This is a genomic window from Nannocystis punicea (assembly GCF_026965555.1).
Classification (GTDB): domain Bacteria; phylum Myxococcota_A; class Polyangia; order Nannocystales; family Nannocystaceae; genus Nannocystis; species Nannocystis punicea.
Genome location: NZ_CP114040.1, coordinates 9,256,084 through 9,273,917 on the forward strand (window position 1 = coordinate 9,256,084; position 17,834 = coordinate 9,273,917).

The window sequence follows — 17,834 nt, forward strand, 5'->3', positions numbered from 1 at the left end:
GCGCCAGCGCCGGCCGGAGATCTCGAGCGCGTCGAAGCCGGCGAACGGGAGCGACCGCAGCCACTCGTTGCACGCCTCGTTCATCACGATGCGGCTCCACGTCATCATCGATGGATTGGTCACGGCGAAGCCTCCGGTGCGGGCGCACTCGCGGCGGCCGCGGCGGCGACCAGGCGACCGTCGTCCAGGTGCAGCCGGCGGTCGGCCAGGTGGAAGAAGCGGGCGTCGTGGCTGATGGCGATCACCGTCTTGCCCGCGGCGCGCATCTCGGGGACGAGCGTCTCGTAGAAGTAGCGGCGGAGCTCGGGGTCCTGGTGAGCCGCCCACTCGTCGAGGACGTAGATCGGCCGGTCCTCGAGCAGCGCGACCACCATCGCCAACCGCTTGCGCTGACCGGTCGACAGCTCGAGCGGGGCGAAGCGCCCGTCCTCGAAGCCCACGATCCCCTCGAGGTTGAAGCGGCGCAGCAGGGCCTCGACCCGCGCCGGGTCGGAGACGTCGAGGCCGTACGGCAGGCCGAAGAGGTGGTGATCCATGAAGACCGAGGTGAACAGGCCGCGGTAGGTCGCGCGCAGCTGCGGCGAGAGCGGACGCTCGTCGAGGCGGATCTCGCCGCGCTCGGGCGGATAGAGGCCGGTCAACAGCTTCATGAGGGTGGTCTTGCCGCTGCCGTTGCTGCCGGTGATGAAGACGACCTCGCCGCGGCCGATGCTCAGATCCACGGGGCCGACCGTGAACGTGGGTCGACCCTCGTCGACGTAGCTGAAGGCCGCGCCGCGCAGCTCGATCTGCTCGAAGCTCGTCCGCAGCGCGGGCTCCGATTCGGCCGCGGCCCCGCGCCCGGCGAGGGCCTGCTCGAGCGCGTCCAGGCGGGCGAGCGCGGCCTCGGCGGTGGCGAACACGTGGAGCTCGCGGACCAGATAGATGACGGCCGCGAAGCTCAGGAACAGCACGGTGACGACCTCGAAGCGGATCGCCGGCTCGATCGTCGTCTCGACCGGGCGAAACAGCAGGAAGCCGAGGAAGTAGATCGTCGTCGCCGTGACGGGCCCCTGGTACACCGACTTGTAATGGTGCCCCGCCGCCGCGTCGACCTCGCGGCCGGCGGCGAACGCCTCGGCCCGCAGCGCCGCACCGGCCGCGGGATCCATCTTGAGCTGGGCGAAGCCGCGGGTGAGCTGCTCGACGAGCCGTCGCCGGCGCGACCAGGCGTGATCGAGGACGACGCCCGTCTCTCGCGCGTCGCGTCGCTCGCCGTGTAGCCGCCAACCGAGCAGCGAGAGGGTCGCTACCCACACGAGCGCGCCCAGCGGCGCGAGCGCGGCGAGGTAGACGCCGAGCCCGATGAGCATCATGACGTAGACGAGGCAGTCGATGAGCACCGGCGTGACCGCCTCGAGCTGCTCGATGTCGCGGGTGAACCCGGCCGCGACGCCATCGAGCCGCTCGAAGACGCGGAGCTCGGCGGCGCGGATCCTGGCGAACAGCCGGCGACGGCGCTCGAACAGCGCGGCCTCGACCTGATTCATGATGCGCAGCGCCCCGCGCCAGCGCAGGACGAACCCGGCCGCGAGCAGCGCGGCGAATACGAGACCGGCGCCGATCTGGACGCCCGCCGTACTCGGGTGGAGCACGGTGCGGTTGAGCAGCGCGAGCTGCCCGGCGACCAGGAGCGCCGAGGCGGCGAGCATGACCAACCCGCGCCGCATCACCTGGCGAGCGTCGCCCGGGAACAGCTCCATCAGGCGCATACCGGCTCCATCCTGCCGCCGTGGAAGTGAAACCGGCGGTCGCAGGCGTCGAACGCGTCGTCGTCGTGGGTGACGGCCACGACGGTCTTGCCGCGGGCGCGCAGCGACGGGAGGATCCGGCGGTAGAACGCCTCGCGGAAGTGCGGGTCCTGATCGGCGGCCCACTCGTCGAACACGTAGATCGGTCGATCCGCGAGGAGCGCGACGATCAGCGCCAGGCGCTTGCGCTGGCCGGTCGAGAGGTCGACGGTGGTGAAGCGGCCGTCCTCGAAGCGGACCTTGTGGCCGAGCTCCATCTCCTCGAGGAGCGCGGCGACCCGCGCCGGATCGACGTCCTCGATGCCGTAGAGGCGCTCGAACAGCGCGACCTCGGCGAACACCGCGGCGAACCGGCTGCGCCACGCGGGGCCGGGGTCGGCGGGCAAGGCCTCGCCGTCGACCCGCAGCTCGCCGCCGTGGCGCCGGTAGAGCCCGCAGAGCAGCTTGATGAAGGTCGACTTGCCGCTGCCGTTGGCGCCGGTGACGAATACGACCTCGCCCGGGACGAGCTCGAGGTCGCAGGGGCCGACCGCGAAGCCTGCCCGGTCGTCGCGTGGCTCGTAGCGATAGCTGACCCCGCGGAGAGCCAGCGACGCGAACGGCTGCGGCGGCGTGCTCGCCTCGGTCCGCTGGTCGGCCAGGCCTTCGAGTCGATCGGCGAGGTCGATCATCCGCTGCCAGGTCGCGCCGAGCCGCGTGAGCAGCGGCGCGGCCATCAGCAGCATCAGCACGGGCCGGAAGATGAAGGTGACCGCGACCAGGAGCCGGCTGACCTCGGCGGCCGCGTCGGGCACCACCACCGGGAGGATGAAGCCGATCGCGGCGAGCAGCGCCAGGTAGACCTGGCGGGTCAGCGTGTCGCGGGCGAAGAACTCGGCGTGGTGGACGTCGCGGCTGCGCCGCAGGGCCTCGGCCTCGCGCTCGAAGGTTGCGGCGACCGCCGCGCTGCGGGCCCCGTGCTGCTTCAGCTGCTTGAAGCCGGCCAGCAGGTCGTCGATGGGCTCCTGCATGCGGCGGAGGGCGGCCCGATCGCGGGCCATCTGGTCGGCGACCGCGTGATCGATCCGGGCGATGAGGAGCGCCGTCGCCACCATCGCCACGCCTGCCACCAGCGCCGCTTGCAGCGAGATCGTCGCCACGTAGAGGGTGGACAGCGCCACCGTCGCCGCGGCCACGAGCGCCTGCGTGACGATCGTGCCGCCGGGGATGATGCGACCCGCGTCGCCGGTGACCCGGCCGACGATCTCGGCGCCGCCGATCGCCTCGAAGCGCTCGAGATCGAGGCGCCCGGTCGCGTCGAGGACCCGCTCGGTGGTGCGCGACACGGCCGCGGTGAGGGCGTCGAGGACCCGCTGCGAGAGGGCTCCCTGGTAGCTCGCGTTGACCGCGACCGCCACCACGAAGGTGAGCAGGGCGCCGATGGGCAGGCCGACGTCGGCCGCGGCGTCGAGACCCTGGTCGACGCTGTGGAGCACCAGCACGTTGGCCGCCGCGACCAGGCCGATCTCGACCGCCCACGTCCGGTGCGAACGACCGTCCTCGGCGACGATGAGCGCGAGCAGGCCGCCGACGCTCGCGCGCGCGTCACGGCCCGAGTCTGCGGTCGGCCCGGTCATCGATCCGCTCTCCCTGCGCCTCGCGGCTGGCGATCGAGGGGCACGTGGGGGTCGAGCACGGAGGACGCTCCTTCGCTCCGCGCTACTCGTCCTGCTCCGCCTGCGGCGCGGGTCTGGGCCCCGCGGCGACGAGGATGAGGAGCGCGACGAGCGGCGTCAGGGCCATGGCGATGACCGCGAAGCCGAGGAATCCGGCCCGGCGCCGGCGGCCGGCGACGCCCACGACGACACAGGCGAGGAGGTAGAGCGGGTGGAGGTTCATGACGGGGTCCTCACGGTGCGCTCCCCGCCCCCGGGCCCGGGGCAGCTGGAGCCGCTGGAGCGTCGGCGCCGAGGATCACCGGGAGCTGGCCGTCGCCGCTCCCCATCAGGATGACCTTGCTGTTCGCCGAGGTCGCGAGCTTCTCGGTCGCCTCGATCCCGCGCCACTTGAGGATCGACAGCCCGCTGACCGCCTCGAACTCGTGGATCCCCTCGGCCTCGGTGGTCCGGCGGATCTTCTCCAGCTCCTCGCGCTCGAGGCGGAACTTGTAGCTCAGCATCTGCTGCTCCTCCGCGAGCTTGGCCTGGATCGCGGCCTCGACCGCTTCGGGGAGGCGGAGGTCGAGGACGAGGACCGACACCAGCGCGAAGAAGCGCGGGTCGAGGTCCTTCTCGAGCGTGCGTCGCAGCTCGTCGAGCAGGCCGAGCTCGTCCTTGGCGTAGATCATCTCGGGCGTGTAGTTGCCGAGCACCTTGCGCAGCGTCGAGGTGGTCTCGGGCACGATCACCTCGTCGACGAAGTTGGGCCCGATCTCCTTGTGAAACAGCGGCAGGTCGGCCTCGAGCAGGTGGAACCGGACCGACATGTTGACCGTGATCTCGAGCCCGTCCTGGGCGTAGACCACGGTCGTCGGCCGGCTCTGCAGGTCGCGCAGGTCGTAGACGTAGAGCTTGTCCCACGGCCAGGTGAGGAGCGTGCCCTCGGCGAACGATCGCTCGGTGACGGTGCCGCCGCCGAAGCGCTTCCACAGCACGGCGCGGTGGCCCGGGAGGATCTCGTGCACGATGTCGTCGAAGAAGAACGAGGCGACGAGGAGGACGACGACGAGCAGCGTCTTCGTCCACCAGACCAGCTGACGCCAGAGTCTGAGGCCCAGGCGCTTCAGGCGGCCGGAGGAGGTCGTCGCTGCCATCTCGGGCTCTTCACCGCCGGCGCGGGTTCACTGGGGCGCCTTGCCCTTGAGGTCCTTGAGGACCGTCCTGCCGGCCTCGACCTGCGCCTGGAAGTAGTCGCGGAACTTCTCCGGGTCGAAGTCGAGGAAGGTCCCGCCGGAGCCGAAGTGGGCGGTGAAGACCCGGCCGATCGCGTAGATCAGCGAGCCGGCGAGGGCCGGCGAGGCGGCGGCGGCGAGCGGGACGCCGACGATCGGGATCACGCGCACCAGCGAGTACGCGGCCGCGGTGGCCAGCGGCGCCGAGGCCCCGCCGAGCAGCGCGGTGACGGCCGACTTGCCGATGTGCCCGCGGAATTCGACCCCGTAGTAGCGGGCCAGGCTGTGCAGCATCTTCAGCGCGCATCCGCTGGTCGTGGCGAAGTCGAGCAGGGGGACCGGGAGGATCGCCAGACCCGCGCCGATCTTCGTCCACCGCAGCACGATCGCGTCGGCGCCGCTGGTCGGCGGCAGCTTGCGGCCGGTCGGATCGCACGCGGCCTCGGGCCTGCGCCCGCCCGGGTCGGTGGTGTCCGTGGTCTTGGTGGAGGGAGTGGTCGTGTCGGGCATCGTCGTCTCCGAGGCTATGGGGTGAACGGTCGCTTGGACCCCGACTGCGACGGCTTGCCGCGCCGGATCTCCTCGACCACCAGCTTGTTGCGCGCGAACTCCTGCCGGAAATGGTCCCGCATCGCCACCGCGTCGAAGTTCAGCAACGTGCCGCCCGACTCGAAGTGCATCATGAAGACGTTGCCGACCGTCTGGGTCAGCGCCGCGGCGGCGATCGGCATCGCCACCAGGCCGAACGCGGGGCCGAGCGCGGGGACGAGCTTGAACACGCTGGCGACGAACGCGTAGGACAGCGTCTGGGCGCCGAGGGCCGCGATCAGCGAGCCGACGATCGCGCGGGAGCGGCTCTCCGAGAACTCGACGCCGTAGACCTGCGAGAGGTCGCGGATCATCTTCAGCTGGGAGGCGAGCACGCCGGCGGCGTCGACGAAGGGGATCGGGATCGCGCCGAGCCCGAGCGACCAGTACACTTGCCGCCGGATCAGCTGCCTGGCCTGCTCGCCGCGAGTGTCGGCCAGATCCGTCAGGACGGCCGTGTCTGCTGCGTCGGGGGGTTCGACCTTCGACTCGACGGTGGGCGGCGTGACTGACGACATTTCGGCTCCTCGCGAACGACGATAAAAACTCGGGGAGGTGATGGCGCGTGCGGATGCACGCGCCATCGTCCACTACTACCAGTAGCGGTTGGTGTTGAGCTTGCGGTCGGCCACGGTGATGGTCTTGATGGTCTTCTTCATGGTTTTACTCTCCGGACATTCCGTTGCGCGCAGAAACACTCTACGCGAAAGAAAGTCGGGCTCAAGCTATCTCGGTCGTTCAAACGATGTCAACGATCATTTTGCACCGACGGGCCCCTTTGCTGCGTGTAAGCGCATTACAGGCGGCTCATCGCGCTGTAAGTGCATTGCAAGCGGGCACGACCAGTCGACAGTGAAATATCATTTCAGCTTCAAATGTTCGTTCGCCTCGGATAACTTCCGCGGGCGCTCGGGCTCCGCTCGCTCGCGCGAATACACTGTCATGCAGGCGACCACCTTCTTCAAGCGACTGTTCGATCGCACCATGCCGGTCCTCGTCGACGACGCGCGGCACCTGCCGTTCCTCGCCCGGCGGGGCTTCACGGCCCGCCCGATCGGCGACTTCGACTTCGCGTCGACGACGGCGCAGCCGGTCTTCGTCATCTTCACCGAGGCGGCCGCCCACGAGGCGTTTCTGCAGCGGTGGGGCGAGATTCCGGGGATCACCGCGCACCTCTCGCTGGCGAAGTTCGACACCTCGCCGGAGATCATCGAGTACTCGATCGACCAGCTGCTGGACATCGACTTCGCGGCCACGCTCGCGCGCAGGAGCGCGCATTACGACGCGATCCTCTCGTGCGACTACGCCGAGGTCACGCCGCCGCACGGGCCGCTGCGGTGCTCGATGGGCGAGTCGGTCGAGATCGCCAACCGCGACGACGAGATGGAGCCCGGGTGGCTGTACTCGGTGTCCGAATTCCTCGAGGCCTCTCTGGTCAACATCGAGCGCGACCGCTCGACCTTCTGCCTCGACGGCGAATTCGCGTTCGACGGCCTCATCTATCTGTTCAACAACCCCGAGCTGCGCAGCCGCGTCGGCTGGATGCTCGAGGAGTGGGTGCGTCTCGCCGCGCGCGGCGGCAACTCGGCCACCCTGGTGGGCAACAGCGTCACCCGCCTGACCCTCGGCGGGCTCGACCGGACCGAGCAGCTGTTGGAGCTCACGGGCGGCAAGGAGCGCCAGAGCGCCGCGACCGAGTTCGCGTTCGGCTGCGTCGACTACTCGCTCGCGGCCCAGGACTGGTCGCGCAACTCGGTGATGCACGAGAGCTTCTGGGGGATCCACGTCGGCATCGGGATGGGACAGGACATCCCCCACTTCGACCTGATCGCCCGGCGCGCCGAGTGCCGCCACCTCCATCTCGAGCCGGCGTCTCCGGCCGAGCACGCGCCGCCCCCCGCGTGAGCGCGAGCGGTCGATAACCGTCGCGGTGTACCGCCCATGGACCTCCCCGTCTCATCCCGGTCGACGCTGATCGATGTCCTCGAGCTGCGGGCCGAACGCGACCCCGACCTCCGGGTGTTGACGTTCGTCGCCGACGACGATGGGGCGAGTGAATCGCTGACGGTCTCGGAGCTGGCGACGCGGGCGCGGAGCGTCGCCGCCTGGCTCGTCTCGTCGGGCCTCGCCGGCCAGCGGATCGTGCTGCTGTTCCCGCAGGGCCTCGAATTCGTGGTGGCCTATTTCGGCTGCCTGTACGCCGGAGCGGTGGCCGTCCCGGCACCGATGCCGCACCCCTCGCGGCTGGCGAGGACGCTGCCGCGCCTCCGCGGTATGATCGCGGACGCCACACCGGCCGCGGTCCTCTCGAACCGCGAGGGAGTGGCCATGGCGCCGCAGATCACGGCGGCTCTGGGGACCGAGGCGCTCCGCTGGCTCGCCCTCGAAGACGCGCCGCCGGGGCTCGAATCGGCGTGGCGGCGCCCGACGACGGCGCGCGATCGGCCGGCGCACCTGCAATACACGTCCGGGTCGACGGCGTCGCCCAAGGGCACGATCATCACCCACGCGAACATCCTCGCCAACTCGCGGGCGATCCGGCAGTCCAAGCGCTATTCCGCCGAGAGCCGCGGCGTCGTCTGGGTGCCGCACTTCCACGACGACGGCCTGGTCCACGGGCTCGTCCAGCCGCTGCACACCGGCTATCCGTGCCTGCTGTTCCCGGCGACCGCGTTCGTGGCGCGGCCGGAGCTGTGGCTGCGCCTCATCTCGCAAGCCGGGGGCACGCACTCGGGCGGGCCGAACTTCGCCTACGAGCTGTGCCTGCGCAAGGTCAGCGACGAGCAGCGCGAGCGGCTCGACCTGTCGAGCTGGCGCTTCGCCTACAACGCAGCCGAGCCGGTGCGCCTCGCCACGCTGCACCGCTTTCACCGGCGCTTCGCGCCGCAGGGCTTTCGCTGGAGCAGCTTCGCCCCGTGCTACGGCCTGGCCGAGGCCACGCTGACGGTCAGCGTCGGGCTCCGGGCCGACGGCCCCCGCGTCGTCGCGCTCGACGCGGCAGCCCTCGCAGAGCAGGGCGTCGTGCGACCTGTCCCGAAGGACACCGCCGGCGCGCAGATCTTCGTGGGCAACGGCCCGCCCGTCGCCGACACCGAGGTGGCGATCGTCGATCCGGGCACCGGACTGCGCTGCGCCGCCGATCGCGTCGGCGAGATCTTCGTGCGCTCGGCCTGCGTGGCTGCCGGCTACCTCGGCCGCGCAGAGGCGTCTGCCCATACCTTCGAGGCCCGGATCGACGCGACCGACGGGACCTATCTGCGCACCGGCGATCAAGGGTTTTTGCTCGACGGCGAGCTCTTCATCACCGGCCGGCTCAAGGACCTCATCGTCATCCGCGGGGCCAACCGATACCCGCAGGATCTCGAGCAGAGCGTCGAACGCTGCCACCCGGCCGTCGCGCCCGGGTGCGTCGCTGCGTTCTCGGTCGAGGCCGGCGGCGAGGAGCGCCTGGCGATCGCGGCGGAGATCAAGGGCCAGCCGGGCACGACCGCGGAGGCGCTGCATCGGGACGCTCTGCGGGCGATCGTCGAGGTCCTCTCGGAGGAGCACGACCTCCGCCCGTATTCGATCGTGCTGCTCGCGCCCGGCAACCTGCCGAAGACGTCGAGCGGCAAGATCCAGCGGCGCGCCGCGGCGCAGACGTGGACGGAGGACGCGTTCACGCCGCTGGCCCGCTTCACCGATTCGCCCGCGACCGCGCCGACGAGCCGTGCGCCGCAGGAGCACGCGGCGCCGCAGCGCAGGAGCGCGGCCGAGATCGAGGCGTTCCTGACGGCCTACCTCGCGAGCGAGCTCGGCGCGCGCGCCGGGGAGCTCGGGCCCGACGTCCCGTTTCGCCGGTACGGCCTCGACTCCGCCGGCTCGGTGCGCATGGCCGCGGAGCTGGCGTCATTCGTCGCTGCGCGGGTCGATCCGACCCTCGTGTGGAGCTACCCGAGCCTGCGCGTATTGAGCCGGCACCTGGCGGGCGAGACGGTCGCGGCGGCGCCCGATCCCGCGGCCGCGACGGCGGGTTCGTCCGGCGCGGTCGCCATCATCGGCGCGGCCTGTCGATTCCCGGGCGGCGTGACGGACCTCGACTCGTTCTGGCGATTGCTCGACGGCGGGATCGACGCGGTCGAGGAGCTGCCGCGGGCGCGTCGCGACGCGCGCCACGACTCGGCCGCCGGAGAGCCGCCCGGGGCCCGCTGGGGCGGGTTCCTGCGGGACATCGATCGCTTCGATCCCGCCTTCTTCGAGGTCTCTCCGCGCGAGGCGGCGGAGCTCGATCCGCAGATCCGCCTGCTCCTCGAGGTCGGCTGGGAGGCGCTCGAGCAGGCCGGCCAAACGCTGCAGGGGCTGCGCGGCAGCGATACCGGGGTCTTCGTCGGCATCTCGGGCCACGAGTACGAGCGCATGGCCGTCGCGCGCCGCGGCGCGAGCGATCCGCACCTGTTCCTCGGCACCGCGCACAGCACCGGCGTCGCGCGCCTCTCGTACTGGCTCGGGCTCCAGGGACCGAACGTGCCCGTCGACACCGCCTGCTCCTCGTCGCTCGTGGCGGTGCACCTCGCCTGCCAGGCGCTGCGCGCCGGCGACTGCTCGATGGCCCTCGCCGGCGGCGTGTCGCTGATGCTGGGCGCCGAGGCGACGGCGGTGATGGGACAGATGGGCGCTTTGTCGCCCACCGGCCGCTGTCGCACCTTCTCGGCCGACGCCGACGGCTACGTCCGCGGCGAGGGCTGCGGCGTGGTCGTGCTCAAGCGGCTCGCGGACGCCGAACGCGACGGCGACCCGATCCTGGCGGTGATCCGCGGCTCTGCAGTGAATCAGGACGGTCGCAGCAATGGCCTCACCGCGCCGAACGGCCTGGCGCAGGAGGCGGTGATTCGCCGCGCCCTGGCGAACGCCGCGATCGATCCGGGCGCCGTCGGGTTCGTCGAGGCGCACGGCACCGGCACCCCGCTCGGCGACCCGATCGAGGTCGGCGCCCTGCGGGCCGTGTTCGGGGCAGAGCGCCCGGACGGCGATCGCTGCGTCCTGGGCGCGGTCAAGACCAACCTCGGCCACCTCGAGGCCGCCGCCGGCGTGGCCGGCCTGATCAAGACGGTCCTGGCGCTGCGCCACGAGCGGCTGCCGGCCAACCTGCACCTGCGCGAGCCGAACCCGCACATCGACCTCGCCGGCTCCGCGCTCGCCTTCGCCGCTGCGCCCCTGCCCTTCCCTCGCGGCGCGCGGCCGCGTCTCGCCGGCGTGAGCAGCTTCGGGATCAGCGGGACCAATGCCCACGTGATCGTCGAAGAAGCGCCGCCTCCGCGCCAGGCGATCGCGGCCGCACCACAGGCCGTCCTTCTGCCTCTGTCGGCGCACGACGAACAGGCCTTGCGCGCGCGCGCCAGCGCGTGGCGACAATGGCTGGTCGCGCGCCAGGATCTCCCCCTCGGCCCATTGGCCCACACCGCGAGCGCGCGCCGAAGCCACCACGAATTCCGCCTCGGCGTCGTCGGGGCGAACATGAATGAGCTCGCCGCGGCGCTCGCAGCATTCGCGGCAGGAGAGGCGCCTGCCGGCGCCACGAACGGACGAGCGACGACCAACCCGCCAAAGGTCGTCTTCGTGTTCCCGGGCCAGGGCTCGCAGTGGTGCGGGATGGGCCAGCAACTCGCCGAGGCGGAGCCCGTGTTCGGCGACGCGCTCGCCGCCTGCGACGCGGCGATCCGCGCCGAGGCCGGCTTCTCCGTCGTCGAGGAATTGCGGCGGCCGGAGGAGAGCTCGCGGCTGGGCGAGATCGACGTCGTGCAGCCGGTGCTGTTCGCCGTCCAGGTCGCGCTGGCGGCGTTGTGGCGGTCCTGGGGCGTCGAGCCGGCGGCGGTGGTGGGGCACAGCATGGGCGAGGTCGCGGCGGCGTACGTCGCCGGAGCGCTGTCCCTCGCCGACGCAGTCGCGGTCATCTGTCGCCGCAGCCGCTCGCTCCGGGTCCTGCGGGGCCGCGGCGCCATGGCCCTGATCGAGCTGAACCTGGCGGACGCCGAGGCCGCGCTGCGGGGCCGCGAGGATCGCCTCAGCGTCGCCGTCAGCAACGGTCCGCGGTCCACGGTGATCGCCGGCGACCCCGCGGCGCTCGAGGCCGTCCTCGCCGAGCTGCAGCGCGCCGGTGTGTTCTACCGCCGCGTCAACGTCGACGTCGCCTCGCACAGCCCGCAGATGGAGCCGCTGCGCGGGGAGCTGCTCGCGACCCTCGCCGACGTCTCGCCGCGAGCGCTGCGCGTGCCGATGTGCTCCACGGTGACGGCCGCGCCGATCGCCGGCGCCGAGCTGACGGCCGCGTACTGGGCCGACAACCTGCGCCGACCGGTGCGCTTCTCCGAGGCCACGCGACGCATGCTCGCCGACGGCCACACGGTATTCGTCGAGATCAGCCCTCACCCGATCGTGCTCGCCTCGGTCGAGGAGAACATCATCGACGCCGGCGTCCGCGGCGTCGCGCTGCCGTCGCTGCGCCGGACGAAGGACGAGCGGCAGACCATGCTGCTGTCGCTCGCCGCGCTGTACGTGCGCGGGGTCGAGATCGCCTGGCCGACGCTCGCCCCGCCCGCGGGCCCGCTCGCCCCGCTGCCCGCGTATCCGTGGCAGCGCAAGCGCTACTGGATCGACGCGCCGGCCGCCGGAGCGGAACCGGCTGCGACCACGGCCTCGCAGGCGCGAGGAAGGATCGACATGCAGCAGGCCCATCACGAGGCGATCCGCGCCGCCGTCCACGCCCTCGTGTCGGAGGTGACCGGCCTCGCCGCCGCCGACATCCACGAAAGCGCGAGCCTGATCCGCATGGGCATCGACTCCTTGATGGTCATGCAGCTGAGGAACGCGATCCGGGCGCGCCTGCAGGTCGACCTGCCGACCCCCCTGTTCTTCGAGCCGACCACCACAGTCGCGTCCCTGATCGACCTCACCGCGTCGCAGGTCCCGCCGGCGGCCGTCGAGGAGGTCGCGGAGGACGAGCCCGAGCCGGTGCGCTCGCAGGATTCGGGCGACCCCGACGATTCGCCCGCCGTGCAGGGCGACGTCGCGGGATTGATGGCAGCGCAGCTGCGGGCGCTGTCCGACCTGACGCGCCGGCAGCTCGAGACCCTGCAGCGGCTCGGCGGCCGCCGCGAGCGTCCGACGAATCCGGCGAAGCACCCGTCGCCGGCCCGGCCGACGCCACCGCCGCCGCGAGCCCCTGCCGCCGCCGCGACACCGGGAGTGTTCGTCCCCTACAAGCCGATCCAGCGCGCCGCGACCGTCGCCGACGACGGCGCGATCCTCGGCGAGCTGACGCGCGAGGTCTGCGAGCCCACCGCGACCTCCAAGGCGCGCACGCAGGCGGACCGGCTCGTGTTCGCCAACAACCGCAACATCGCGGGCTTCACCCCGGCGATGAAGGAGATGACCTACCAGATCATCGCCGAGCGGGCGGCCGGCAGCCGGATCTGGGACCTCGACGGCAACGAGTACATCGACCTGACGATGAGCTTCGGCGCCTCGCTGCTCGGACACGATCACCCCGCCTTGACGACGGCGATCGAGGCCCAGATGGAGAAGACGTGGGCGGTGGGCCCGATCTCGAGCGTCGCCGGCGAGGTCGCGCAGCGGCTCTGCCAGCTCACCGGCCACGAGCGCGCGGCCTTCTACAATTCGGGCACCGAGGCCGTCATGGTCGCGCTCCGCCTGGCCCGCACCGCCACCGGCCGGGCGAAGATCGCCATCTTCGAGGGCTCCTATCACGGCATGGCCGACGGGGTGCTGGCGCTACCTCGCCGCGGCGCGAGCGTCGGCGCGGCCGCGCCGATGGCCCCCGGCGTGCCCGAGAGCGCGGTGCACGACACTCTGGTGCTGCGCTTCGACGACCCCGCCGCGCTCGAGGCGATCGCCGCGCACCGCGACGAGCTCGCGGCGGTCCTCGTCGAGCCGGTCCAGAGCCGGCGCCCCGACCAGCAGGCCCGCGGCTTCCTCCACGCGCTGCGCGAGGTGACCCGCAGCGCCGGCATCGCCCTGATCTTCGACGAGGTCGTCACCGGCCTGCGCACGCTGCCCGGCGGAGCGCAGGCGTGGTTCGGCGTGCAGGCCGATCTCGCCACCTACGGCAAGGTCGTGGGCGGCGGCATGCCGGTCGGCGTGGTCGCGGGGTCGGCCCGCTTCATCGACGGCGTCGACGGCGGCATGTGGAGCTTCGGCGACGACTCGTACCCCGCGCGCACCAACACCTTCGTCGCCGGCACCTTCTGCTCGCACCCCCTGGCGATGGCCACCTCGCGGGCTCTGCTCGAGCTCCTCGGCGCCGAAGGGCCGGCGCTGCATCGGCGGCTCAACGCGCGCACGCGCGGCCTGTGCGTCCAGCTCAACACGGTCTTCGCCGACCTCGGCCTGCCGATCCACACCGTCAACTTCGGCTCGCTGTTCCGCTTCGTGATGCCCCGCGCCTGCGAGCTGCTCTACTACAAGCTGCTCGCGCGCGGCGTGTACGTGTGGGAGGGCCGCAATTGCTTCCTGTCGACCGCGCACTCCGACGCCGACCTCGATCGCGTGGTCGAGGTCGTGACCGAGGCGGCGCAGTGGCTCGCGCGCGCGGTGCCCGAGCGAGCCGTGCCCGGGTTCGGCGTCGTCGAGCTGCCGGCCTCGTCCGCGCAGCGGGCCATGTTCGCCCGCTGCCGGCGGCCGGGCGGCGATCGGGCCTACCACGTCCCCGCGGCGATGCGCGTGCGCGGAGCCCTGCGCCCCGATGGCTTCGAGGCCGCGGTCACCGAGCTGGTGCGCCGCCACCCGAGCCTGCGCACCTGCTTCCGCAGCGACGGCGACGCGCTGTGGCAGCGCGTGCACCCGGTGGGCGGCTTCGAGGTGATCCACGAGCGCATCGACGCGTCGCAGATCGCCGCGTTCGTCGATCGCGTCACCGCGCCCTTCGACCTCGCCACGCCCGCGCTGGTGCGCTTCGGCCTGGGCGAGCTCGGCGCGGACGACTGGGTCGTCGTCGTCGACGCGCATCACCTCGTCGTCGACGGCCTCTCGCTCGACCAGCTCGTCGACGAGCTGTTCGCGCTCCACGAGGGCGGCGCGCCGCCGGAGCCGAGCGCCGCGTACACCGACTTCGTCGCGTGGGAGCGGACCTACCTCGACTCGAGGAAGCTCGAAGAAGACGCCGCCTTCTGGCGCGCGCACCTCGATCCGCCGCCGCCGCGCCTCGAGCTCCCGGCCGACTTCCCGCCCGAGGAGCGCCGCGCCTTCGCCGGCGAGCTCGTCCACTTCGAGCTCGCCGAGCCGCAGCGCCTCCGCACCTTCGCCCGCGAGCACGGGGTCACGCCGCAGGTCCTGCTGGGCGCCGGCTTCCGCGTGCTCGCCTGGCTGCTCAGCGGCCAGAGCGACGTGTGCTTCGGCGGCCCCACCGCGGGCCGGCCCGAGGCGCGCTTCTTCGAGACGGTCGGCCTCTTCATCGGCGCGGTCGTCTATCGCGCGCGCGTCCACGCCGACGAGACCTTCGCCAGGATCCTCGAGGAAGCCCGCGCGCAGTCGGTGCGGATCCTCGACGCCCAGCACTACCCGTTCGAGCGCCTCATCGATCTCCTCGGCCCCGGCGCAGGCGCGGCGCCGTTCGAGGTCGGCTTCAGCTACGAGGCGACGCCGGCGAGGGGCGCGCGACAGTTCGGCGCTCTGGACGTCGAGCCGATCCCGACCCCGCCGCGGGGCATCTCGATGGACGTGGTGCTCGAGTGCGTCGACGACGGCGACACGTTCGCCATGCGCTTCGCGTTCAACCCCGGCCGCTTCCGGCGCGAGACCGTCGAGGCTTGGGCCGCGGCCTACCAGCGGCTGCTCCCCGCGCTCGTCGCTGCGCCCGAGCGCCCCCTCGGTGCCGTGTGCGACGTGGCGCCGCTGCGCGATTCGAGGGTCACGCCGCCGGCAGGGCGAGACGAACCTCTGCCGGCGTGGACCGGCGGTACCGCGCGATGAGCTTCGATCTGCCCAGCCTCGCGCGCCTGTTGGTGCTCAGCGCTGGTTACTGGGCGCTGGACGTCGCAGTTCGCCGCGGCCTGCTGCACCGGCTGGCCGACGCCGCGGGCCGACGTCACCGCGCGCTCGCCCCGGCCCTGGGGGCCGGCGGCCTGGCGGTGCTGGTGGCGACATGTCCCTGGGAACATGTCCCGCAGGTCGAGGTCGCGCGGGTGTTGATGCTCGGTCTGAGCGTCATGTTGACCTGGAAGGTCGTCACCAAGGACCTCGATCCGGCGATCGGCGAGAGCCACGCGGGGGCGCGGCTCGCCATGCTCGGCGCCTGCGTCGGCCTGTGGTTCAGCCCGGCGTTCGTGCTGGTGGTGTTGCTGCAGCTGACGCGGCCGTTCGCGCAATGGCGACACCACGCGATCCTCCCCCTGCGCTCGCTGCAGGCGGCCGCGGCGTTCGTCGCCGTCGCCCAGCTGGCCGCGCCGCTGCCTGACTTCGCGGCCGCCTACGCGCCGGACGCCGCGACCCTGCTGTTCTTCGTCCTCACGATCCACGCCTCGCACTACGTCAGCGCCGGCCTCGCCAAGGTCCGACTGGGCGACCGCTGGTACTCGTGGGTCCGCGACAATCGCCTGCACTACATGGCCGCCAACGCCTACGCGTGGGGCTGGGGTCGCTTCGTCTCGTGGCCGACCTGGCGCAGGTTCGTGCGGCTCATCGCGCGCGGCGACCGCCCGCTGCAAGCCGGCAGCCTGGCGCTCGAGCTGCTGGCGCCGCTGGCCCTGCTCGCGCCCGAGGCCGCGCTCCTCGCCTGCGCCGCGTGGTCCGCCTTCCACCTCGCGGTCCTCGCGTGCGGCGCGTTCTGGTTCTGGGACTGGGTCGGCGCCAACCTCGTGCTCGCGCTCGCCCTGCTCGCGCTGCCCGAATCGCAGTACGGCGCGCTGTTCGGCTGGCAGTCGGTGCTGGCGTCGGTCGCCTTCATCGCCGTGTTTCCGCTGCGCAACCGCCTGTGGGGGCCGACGCTGCTCGCGTGGTGGGAGACCCCCTTCACCCAGCGGATGCACTGGCTGGTGCGCGGGGAGAGCGGCACGACCTACGAGGTCTACAGCGACTTCATGTGCCCGCACGAGCGGCTGTACGGCAAGGTCCACGCCTGCTTCCTCGCCCCGGTCCCGCTGATCACCTCGCACCTCGGGACCGTCTGGGACGCCGCGCATCGGGACGCAGTGTGCGCCGCCGGGCCCGAGCCGCAGGGGCTCGACGCGGTGCGCGCTCGCTTCGGCGTCCAGCCGCGCGACGAACGGCTGGCGCGCAACCACGTCGACTACCTGCATCGATTCTTCGGCTCGCTCAACGCCGGCGCGCGCAAGCACGTCCTGCCCGCGTGGCTCCGCTGGCTCAAGGCGCCCGGCGGGCACTACTATTATTGGGGCGACCTGCCGGCGTTCCGCGGCCAGGAGCGGGTGGTCGCGGCCAGCCTCCGGTTCCGTGAGCAGTACTTCGACGGCGAGCAGCTGGTCTCGATCCGCGACGAGCTGGTGCAGGAGCTCGTGATCGACGAGGCCTCGGCGCGGCGGCCGTGCGAGCCGGAGCCGACGTCGCGGGAGGTCGAGCTGCTCCTGGGCGCGGCCTTCTGGCGCAGCGAGCCCCTGGACTACCACGCGATCCCGAAGGCGCCGACCGGCGCGCGGCTCGAAGAAGCGAGGGCGAAATGAACACGAGCGACTACTTCCGCGCGCTGCAGGCCGGGCGCGTCACCATCGTCGTCGACGATCCCGCGGCCGCCTCGCCGTGGCTCGACCTCGGCGAGGTGACGACGCTCGCCGCCTACGACCTGCTCCGCGAGCACGACCGGCCCGCGCTCGTCGTGGCCTCGCGGCTCGAGACGGTCGGCCGGCTCCACGAGACGTGGGAGGACTCGCCGTGCGAGTTCACCTACCTCTCGCTGGCTCGCCACGACCCGAGCGAGGCGGCCGCCCGCCACGCCGCGGCGCTGCTGCGGGCGCTCGACGGCCCGGCCGCCCTGACGCTCCGCGCCGAGCGCTACGACGCGCTGCTGTCGAGCGACGTCCTCGAGGTCGCCGGGTCGCTGCGCGTGCGCCTCGGCGGCGAGCTGGAGATCGCCAACATGAGCGACGAGGTCCGGCCTCACTGGCTGCAATCGACGACCGAGTTCCTCGAGGCCTCGATCGTCAACCTCGAGCGCGACGGCTCGAGCTTCACCGCCGACGGCGTGTTCGCCTTCGCCGGCCTCGCCTACCTGTGCAACTCGGCGGACGTGCACGGCCGCCATGGCGACGCGCTGCGGCGATTGCTGCGAGCGGCGGCCGGCGGCGACAACCGCCTCGAGCTCGCCGACAACCGCGTCGAGCGCGTCGTCGTCGGCGGGGTCGACGTGACCGCCGCCTTCTCCGCGCTGTTCGCCGACGACGAGCGCGGCGCGACGGTGCTCGAGCTCGGCCTCGGCTGCGCCGGTCTCGCCCCGGACTGGACGATCGACTCGCCGCTCCACAAGGGCAGCCGCGGCCTCTTCCTCGGCGTCGGCACCGGCCATCGCGGGCCGCACGTCGACTTCGTGGCGCCGGAGGCGAGCGTGCGCTTCCAGGAGCCGCCGGCAGCGTGAGGCCCACGTC

The 17,834-nt window shown here is 72.2% G+C and carries 10 protein-coding genes; 4 read left to right on the plus strand and 6 right to left on the minus strand.

From position 1 onward, the window contains the following. Nucleotides 1–119 precede the first annotated feature (119 nt). The 6 genes from O0S08_RS35405 to O0S08_RS35430 form a co-directional block, all read right to left on the minus strand. On the minus strand, nt 120–1,751 hold the full coding sequence (locus tag O0S08_RS35405; protein ID WP_269033863.1) for an ATP-binding cassette domain-containing protein: 1,632 nt from the start codon (nt 1,749–1,751) through the stop codon (nt 120–122). Beyond that, on the minus strand, nt 1,742–3,406 hold the full coding sequence (locus O0S08_RS51125) for an ATP-binding cassette domain-containing protein (RefSeq protein WP_276082558.1): 1,665 nt from the start codon (nt 3,404–3,406) through the stop codon (nt 1,742–1,744). Before O0S08_RS51125 ends, O0S08_RS35405 begins: the two co-directional genes overlap by 10 nt. Nucleotides 3,407–3,488: 82 nt before the next feature. Next, nucleotides 3,489–3,668: a hypothetical protein gene (locus O0S08_RS35415; protein WP_269033864.1), complete on the minus strand. Its 180-nt coding sequence runs from the start codon at nt 3,666–3,668 to the stop codon at nt 3,489–3,491. A gap of 10 nt (nt 3,669–3,678) precedes the next feature. Then, nucleotides 3,679–4,581 carry a prohibitin family protein gene (locus O0S08_RS35420; RefSeq protein WP_269033865.1) on the minus strand — a complete coding sequence of 301 codons (903 nt, stop codon included), beginning with the start codon at nt 4,579–4,581 and terminating at the stop codon, nt 3,679–3,681. Nucleotides 4,582–4,608: 27 nt separating this feature from the next. After that, nucleotides 4,609–5,169 carry a YcjF family protein gene (locus O0S08_RS35425; protein WP_269033866.1) on the minus strand — a complete coding sequence of 187 codons (561 nt, stop codon included), beginning with the start codon at nt 5,167–5,169 and terminating at the stop codon, nt 4,609–4,611. Nucleotides 5,170–5,183: 14 nt separating this feature from the next. Further along, nucleotides 5,184–5,765 carry a YcjF family protein gene (locus O0S08_RS35430; protein WP_269033867.1) on the minus strand — a complete coding sequence of 194 codons (582 nt, stop codon included), beginning with the start codon at nt 5,763–5,765 and terminating at the stop codon, nt 5,184–5,186. A 424-nt stretch (nt 5,766–6,189) separates the two neighbouring features. Here O0S08_RS35430 and O0S08_RS35435 point away from each other — a divergent pair, with 424 nt between their 5' ends. Genes O0S08_RS35435 through O0S08_RS35450 form a run of 4 tightly spaced genes read left to right on the plus strand, consistent with a single transcriptional unit; the run spans nt 6,190 to nt 17,824 of the window. Beyond that, nucleotides 6,190–7,152 carry a CgnE/CgnB domain-containing protein gene (locus O0S08_RS35435; RefSeq protein ID WP_269033868.1) on the plus strand — a complete coding sequence of 321 codons (963 nt, stop codon included), beginning with the start codon at nt 6,190–6,192 and terminating at the stop codon, nt 7,150–7,152. A 36-nt stretch (nt 7,153–7,188) separates the two neighbouring features. Next, on the plus strand, nt 7,189–15,210 hold the full coding sequence (locus O0S08_RS35440) for a type I polyketide synthase (RefSeq protein WP_269033869.1): 8,022 nt from the start codon (nt 7,189–7,191) through the stop codon (nt 15,208–15,210). After that, on the plus strand, nt 15,207–16,916 hold the full coding sequence (locus O0S08_RS35445) for a hypothetical protein (protein ID WP_269033870.1): 1,710 nt from the start codon (nt 15,207–15,209) through the stop codon (nt 16,914–16,916). The genes O0S08_RS35440 and O0S08_RS35445 overlap by 4 nt, the downstream gene beginning before the upstream one ends. Further along, a complete protein-coding gene (locus O0S08_RS35450; protein ID WP_269033871.1) occupies nt 16,913–17,824 on the plus strand; it encodes a CgnE/CgnB domain-containing protein in 912 nt (303 codons plus the stop codon). The genes O0S08_RS35445 and O0S08_RS35450 overlap by 4 nt, the downstream gene beginning before the upstream one ends. The last annotated feature ends 10 nt before the right edge of the window (nt 17,825–17,834 follow it).